The sequence below is a fragment of the Paenisporosarcina sp. P4_E4_2 genome (genome assembly GCF_056401595.1).
In genome coordinates, this window is the sequence record NZ_JBFUJC010000177.1 from 1 (window position 1) to 6,354 (window position 6,354).

Here is a 6,354-nt window from a genome sequence, read left to right on the forward strand (position 1 = left end):
GACTACGCTTAAAGGATTGCCACTCACGTATAACAAAGATATGCAAGAAGACAAAGAAGGCATGTTCGATACGGTTCAGACTTTGAATGGATCTCTTCAAATTTTTGAAGGCATGGTAAGAACCATGACTGTCCACACAAAGCGATTAAATGAAGCGGTGCATCAAGACTTTTCAAATGCTACGGAACTTGCCGATTACTTGGCGACAAATGGTATGCCGTTCCGAGAAGCACATGAAGTCACAGGGAAGCTCGTTTTCCTATGTATCCAACGCGGCATTTACTTGTTGGACCTTACGATAGAAGACTTGCAGGAAGCCAGTAGTTTAATTCAACCCGATATCTACGATGTACTGTCACCCGAAGCGGCAGTTAAGCGAAGAAATTCGCTTGGGGGAACTGGTTTTGATCAAGTCCGTATGCAAATTGAAAAAGCAAAATCATTAGTATGAAAACATCCCGCTTGTTAAGCAGTAGCTGACAGGTGGGTTGTTTTTTTAGTTTTGAATTGTTCGTCGTTTTGAAAAGGGGGGAAAGAAGGACATAAGTGGATGATTATAGAAATTAATCCTTAACAATTTTATTTTGAATAATCATTCAAGAAAGGTGAGAAGTAATGACGAAAAATAATAGTAGTTTAATAAGTGACATCCCAACTTCTATAGGCGCACCAGCACGACGTGCACTGGTTGGAGCTGGATATCTCCAGCTTGAGCAATTAACCAAAGTTAGTGAGGCTGAGGTTTTGAAATTACATGGAATGGGTCCGAAAGCGCTTGATATAATCCGACGCGCATTAATTGAAAAAGGATTAACTTTCGCAAATGGTTCTGAGATTAAATGACTCAATATTGATTTGAAACTTTTACTTTTTACTTTTCGTCTTCGTAGTAAGTGAAATAAAAAAATCATGTAATGGAATAGAAACGAACAATTATTGTTTTAGATGCCAGGAGGCCAAAGGATGGAACAAGTTAAAAAAGAAAAAAATGAGGTCTGGGAGTGGGCAAAAGCATTGCTCATTGCCTTTAGTGCAGCTTGGCTAATTCGTTATTTCTTATTCACCCCGATTGTTGTCGACGGGGAATCAATGATGCCGACTCTTGAAAATGGAGAGCGAATGATTGTTAATAAAATCGGCTACGAAGTTGAGGGTCCAAATCGGTATGATATCGTAGTTTTCCACGCAACTGAAAAACAAGATTATATTAAAAGAGTGATTGGATTGCCAGGAGATCATGTCGCTTATAAAAATGATCAATTATTTATCAATGGTGAACCTCAAGAAGAACCCTATTTGGAATCAAATAAAAACGAAGTGAGCAGCGGTACTTTAACAGAGGATTTCACCCTTGAAGAACTGACAGGAGAGAAAGTGATTCCAGATGGTTACTTGTTTGTGATGGGAGACAATCGGAGTAACAGTACAGACAGCCGAATAATTGGTTTAGTCCCGATGGAGGAAGTCATAGGCAGCACAAGCGTTGCTTTTTGGCCACTAAATGAAATCGGTCGGGTTCAATAACTATATATGATAGGGAGAAATTTATAGTGAAAAGGTGGCAAATGAATCAATGGTTTTTCCTGATTCTATCAATCTTTTTGGTGGGGTGTGCTCCAGATGTTCCCGAGATCAAGGATGGAAATTCACATGTGACAGAAGAAATGGATGAAGTTATTTCGGATTATATCGTAGAAAAATACAAGGGCATATACTATCCATCAGAGAAACAATTTGAAGTCCACAGAATCTATGGGACCAGTGAAGAAAATGGAGTAATAAACGTATACATGTGGTCATATTTCAGTGGATTCAATAAGGCAAATGGAGTCGAAAGTCAATCGGGGCACTCGTTACCTGCGTTGATACAATTGAAGAAAGCTGATTCTGGTTATGAAGTTATCAAATACATTGAACCAAAGAACGGTAATCAGTACGCTTCTTCAGTAAAGAAAATGTTTCCGGAAAAATACGCAAAAATAGCAGTGCATGATGCCGAAACCATCGAGAGTTTAGAAAAAGAGATGAGTGAAAAAGTGGAAGACTGGTTAAATGAAAAATAAAGTAACTTGGTCTCCTGATAACACATATGAGTACCAGGAGGGAAAAGAAGCATTCATCAAACAATTGATAAAAAAGTTGAAAAGTGGACTTCGCAACAATTCTGATCTGATTCTTGGGCTACATACGTAGCTCTTTTTCTTTTGTTCAAAATTCTTGTTGTTGAATAATAAATAATCAGAAAAGACAATTAATGTCTATTACAATTAATGACAGTATGGTAATGTTAACTTTAAGTGTAATTTTTTGGATTATGAACTTAAGGTGGAGAATTGATATGATTTCAAGTTTAGGAGTCTTAACACGTTTTCTTTATGTTGTACTCGGTATCGTTTTGTTGAGTGCTTTTGTAGGGTTATTTACAAATGGTATCCAACTTGATTTCACTTTGTTTCTGGACAATGYGTGGCATATCGTCACGTCTCTTATTGCCCCTGAAAAATTAATCATTTTAGGACCGACCAACCATGAATATTCGATTTTCTTGAATTTTTGGGATTACTACTTTTACTCATTAACCATYTTTATTTCGGCATTATGTATAGCTATTATCTTCGGTTTATTAATTACGTACTTCACAGTCCTGCTTCCAAAAAAAATAAACGATATGGTATCTAGAATCGTATCGTTGTTGGAATCCTTACCCGACTTATTCATTATAATGCTCATTCAATTTTCTGTTATTTTATATTTCAAGCAAAGCGGCCATTTGTTATTTCCTGTAGCAGGCTCATCCCAGAACCAAACATATTTCTTACCGATTGTTACGTTGGCCTTGATTCCTGCATTCATGATTTTCAGAATCAACCTTCATTTAGTAAGCGATGAATGGAATAAATCATACGTAGAATTGGCAAGAAGTAAAGGTTTTAATAAAACGGAAATCTTCTTTTACCATGTGCTGAGAAATATCACACCAAGCATCTTTAATCATAGTAAAACGATTGTTCTATATTTATTGTCCTCAATGGTAATTTTCGAGAAACTATTCAACATCTATGGAATCTTTACTTTTATAATGAGCTATCCAAATCCGAATGTGATCGCATTCACATTGATCATGTTTTTTGTTCCGATTTTCCTTATCTATGCAGTCATTACTAGCCTTATAGAAAAATATACTGGCCAAAGATTGGAATGGTGATTACGTGTTTATCATAAAAAGACTTCTTTTAAACAAGTTGTTTCTTTCTGGCTTCCTCATCATCAGTGGACTGTTAGTAGTCAGCACGCTATATTTTTTCTTATTTAATGATCGAATTCCTACAGCTTCATTACTTTATGATAGCCAGGGGAAACCATTACCTGCACCTTACAGTTATAAAAACTTTCCTCCCTTAGGAACTGACAATTTTGGACGGGATATATTTATCGTCATGCTTGTAGGAGCAAAATATACAATAGCAGCGGCATTGATTATTACATTTCTCCGCGTTTTTCCATCCATTTGGATTGGGCTTTTTATTCATTTCTTCCTGCAGAAAATTGAAAAACCTCTTAAATCAATAGCGGATGCATTTAATTACTTCCCAATGACTTTATTGGCCTTTCTACTATTGAACGGAATCTTAATTTCAGAAGTGGAGATGTTACTTGTAGATGGTGCCTTAATCAAAGGGCCGGAGCCATTGCCCTATTGGAGCAGGATACTATTCTATTTCGTTATTTTTGCCCTTCTATTTATTCCAACAAATTCGATCTTGATTGCAAATGAAGTAAAGTCCATTTATAAGAAGGAATTCATAGAAAGTTCCAGAACGCTTGGAGCCAGTAATTGGCGAATTGTCACCAAACATATCAAACCTTTTTTAGTTCCTCAACTGGCGATTATTTTCTTAAGGGATTTCATTCACACCCTGATCTTGATGTCCCATTTAGCCGTACTTGGGTTATTCATAGGAGGATATATGAGGCGTGGAGATTTATTTGGCTTTACAAAACAAATCTCCAATTCAAACGAATGGGCTGGTTTACTTGGAATGTGGTGGGAATTTTTATGGACTTCTTATCCATGGATTGCTTTCATTCCAATTCTGTTTATTTCGCTTCTAATCCTGTCTGCTAAAGGGATGATGGAAGGCTTGACGAGAGTATTAGCAGCTGTCGATAGCATGAGGGAGCCTGTTCAAAAACGAATTGAAATTGAAACCATTAAAGGTGATCGTCCATTTGAGAGGATTCATTTATCCAACGTTAAATTAATCAAATGAAGTGGAGTGAATATGAATTTATTCATAGTATCAAGGGGGACTTAGAATTYCTTTTTGAGGAGGAGAACAGTTAGTCCACCACAAAATATCTTGGTGAACGGGGCAATGGCGACTGTAAAATACAAAAAGGGCAAGGGTACCATCACTATGAAATATATTTAATAACAATGACACATACGCTTATTAACTAATAGGACTTTACTTCAAAAGAGGAATGTCTTTCTTTTATCTTTTGGCAGAGGTATTCATTACAAATTCGCAAGATGGATGTGAGGAGTCGATGAAGAATTTTACGTATAATATCCTTCTATTGTTAATTATCATTCTAGTTGGTTGCACCACGGTCGGAAATGACAGTATCAAAGGAGGAACTCAAAAAGCTGATAGTTATAAACTCGAGGTAAAGGGCGTACATAATGTTGATGTTCTGGATACCCATGGAGGAGTTGAGGGCTGGGAACAAATGCAGGGTTTCTATGACAACATCCAGAACGGGATTGCTTCAGATTTGCGTATTGTCCATTACACGATTGAAGGAGCCCCAATAGTAACTGATTTAACATATAACGGAGAATCACTTGAAGTGAAGAACGATTATAGTAGAGACACTTATGGAAGTGGCGAAATCATTACCAACAAATGTGGCAATATGGTTAAGGAAACCAACGATACCAATCTTTCATATATCGCGATTGACTGTAATGGTATTCCGTATGGGATGGATAAAATTTTACAAATAAGCTACGACAGCAGTGAGCAGGATCTTTTTGAGTTTGAGCTGATGTATGGAGAGGAGCTCGAAAATGAAATCAATACTTTAACAAAACAGGCGAAAAAAGAAATCACTGTGAATGAAACGCAAGTAATGGCCGATTTTGATATACCACCACATATAAAGCAAGAGGTGTATAAAAGATTAGTGTTTGCAAATTACTTAGCTGAAAAAGATCTGAAGGCGATGTGTGATATTGAGGATATAATGAACTATCAATTAAAGGTGCACATTAACAGTGGTCAACGAGTATTTCGCTGGGCTGCATGCGACCAAAGCGTGGATGGTGTGAAATTAACAGAGGTTGCAGAATACATTATCGAACAATCTGAAAAGGAACAAAGTGTTGAACCAGAAATCAAAGTTCAAGGTTATGTCCTAGAAATGACGAAGGATACAATGTTAATAGTTGAAGAAATAAATATGCTTGATTTTGAATGGATCAAAGTTGAACTGCCTCAATCAGATATGAATTCGTTTGTGTTTGACTTTACCAATTTAGAAGGCGTCAATACCACGGAGTTCAGTATTGGAGATAAAGTTCAAGCAACCTTAAATGGAAATGTAAGAGGATCCAAACCAGGTACTGCAAATGTGAAAGATATTAAGAAAATAGAGATAAATGCTAACGACTAATTTAGTGTCGGATTATTCTCCCTTTAAATGAAAAATCATAAGGGGATTCTAGGATTAAACAAAAGGAGTGAGAAAATGTTTCCTATATTAGAAACTGAACGATTAGTTTTGAGAGAACTCATTGAATCTGATGCATTAGATATATTAAATTGTTTCTCTAATTCAGATGTATTGCGTTATTACGGACAAAATCCATTAACAAGTGTAGATCAGGTAAAACAAATTGTCAGGAATTTTTCGAAGAATTACGATGAAAAAAGTGGTATTAAATGGGGAATTGAAATGAAAGGTACGGATGGAATTATCGGAACAATTGGGTTACAAGATTGGTCACAAGGACATAAGCGAGCAGATATAAGCTATGCACTTTTTCCTGAACATTGGGGCAAAGGATATGCGACTGAAGCTGTTAGTAAAGTGATTTCCTATGGTTTTAAAGAACTTGGTTTAATGCGGATTGGAGCAGTTGTTTTCGTTGAAAATAAAGCATCTAATGAGCTGTTAACAAAATTAGGCTTTGTAAAAGAAGGAACTTTGAGAAATTATATGTATCAAAATGATGTTCCATTTGATACTGATATTTATTCTTTGTTAAAGTGAAAACCATTGAGAATAACAAATTGTTATAGAACAAACGAGTGCTTATGAGATTAAGAGCTATGATACAACTGCACA

The 6,354-nt window shown here is 36.2% G+C and carries 8 protein-coding genes and 1 pseudogene; all 9 read left to right on the forward strand.

What is annotated here, in order from left to right:
* Positions 1-451 (forward strand): annotated as a pseudogene (locus AC1DSB_RS12455) (argininosuccinate lyase); the annotation flags it as partial.
* A gap of 164 nt (positions 452-615) precedes the next feature.
* Positions 616-843 carry a helix-hairpin-helix domain-containing protein gene (locus AC1DSB_RS12460; RefSeq protein ID WP_477532427.1) on the forward strand — a complete coding sequence of 76 codons (228 nt, stop codon included), beginning with the start codon at positions 616-618 and terminating at the stop codon, positions 841-843.
* Positions 844-963: 120 nt separating this feature from the next.
* On the forward strand, positions 964-1,524 hold the full coding sequence (gene lepB, locus AC1DSB_RS12465) for a signal peptidase I (RefSeq protein ID WP_477586818.1): 561 nt from the start codon (positions 964-966) through the stop codon (positions 1,522-1,524).
* Between the two features lie 26 nt (positions 1,525-1,550).
* On the forward strand, positions 1,551-2,063 hold the full coding sequence (locus tag AC1DSB_RS12470) for a hypothetical protein (protein ID WP_477532426.1): 513 nt from the start codon (positions 1,551-1,553) through the stop codon (positions 2,061-2,063).
* Positions 2,053-2,193 carry a hypothetical protein gene (locus tag AC1DSB_RS12475; protein WP_477532425.1) on the forward strand — a complete coding sequence of 47 codons (141 nt, stop codon included), beginning with the start codon at positions 2,053-2,055 and terminating at the stop codon, positions 2,191-2,193. The genes AC1DSB_RS12470 and AC1DSB_RS12475 overlap by 11 nt, the downstream gene beginning before the upstream one ends.
* Positions 2,194-2,338: 145 nt before the next feature.
* Positions 2,339-3,205 (forward strand): ABC transporter permease subunit, encoded by an 867-nt coding sequence (locus tag AC1DSB_RS12480; protein ID WP_477586819.1) that lies wholly within the window; start codon positions 2,339-2,341, stop codon positions 3,203-3,205.
* Positions 3,206-3,209: 4 nt separating this feature from the next.
* A complete protein-coding gene (locus AC1DSB_RS12485) occupies positions 3,210-4,271 on the forward strand; it encodes an ABC transporter permease (protein WP_477532423.1) in 1,062 nt (353 codons plus the stop codon).
* Positions 4,272-4,551: 280 nt separating this feature from the next.
* The gene (locus AC1DSB_RS12490; protein WP_477586820.1) at positions 4,552-5,679 is read left to right on the forward strand and encodes a DUF4362 domain-containing protein; all 1,128 of its coding nucleotides are present in this window, start codon (positions 4,552-4,554) and stop codon (positions 5,677-5,679) included.
* Between the two features lie 75 nt (positions 5,680-5,754).
* Positions 5,755-6,279, forward strand: a complete 525-nt coding sequence (locus AC1DSB_RS12495) for a GNAT family N-acetyltransferase (protein ID WP_477532421.1) — start codon at positions 5,755-5,757, stop codon at positions 6,277-6,279.
* Positions 6,280-6,354: the final 75 nt, after the last annotated feature.

Excerpts from the sequence above, each read along its gene's own strand:
- AC1DSB_RS12460 (WP_477532427.1), top strand. The coding sequence starts at position 616 with ATGACGAAAAATAATAGTAGTTTAATAAGTGACATCCCAACTTCTATA.
- lepB (WP_477586818.1), top strand. The coding sequence starts at position 964 with ATGGAACAAGTTAAAAAAGAAAAAAATGAGGTCTGGGAGTGGGCAAAA.
- AC1DSB_RS12475 (WP_477532425.1), top strand. The coding sequence starts at position 2,053 with ATGAAAAATAAAGTAACTTGGTCTCCTGATAACACATATGAGTACCAG.
- AC1DSB_RS12490 (WP_477586820.1), top strand. The coding sequence starts at position 4,552 with ATGAAGAATTTTACGTATAATATCCTTCTATTGTTAATTATCATTCTA.
- AC1DSB_RS12495 (WP_477532421.1), top strand. The coding sequence starts at position 5,755 with ATGTTTCCTATATTAGAAACTGAACGATTAGTTTTGAGAGAACTCATT.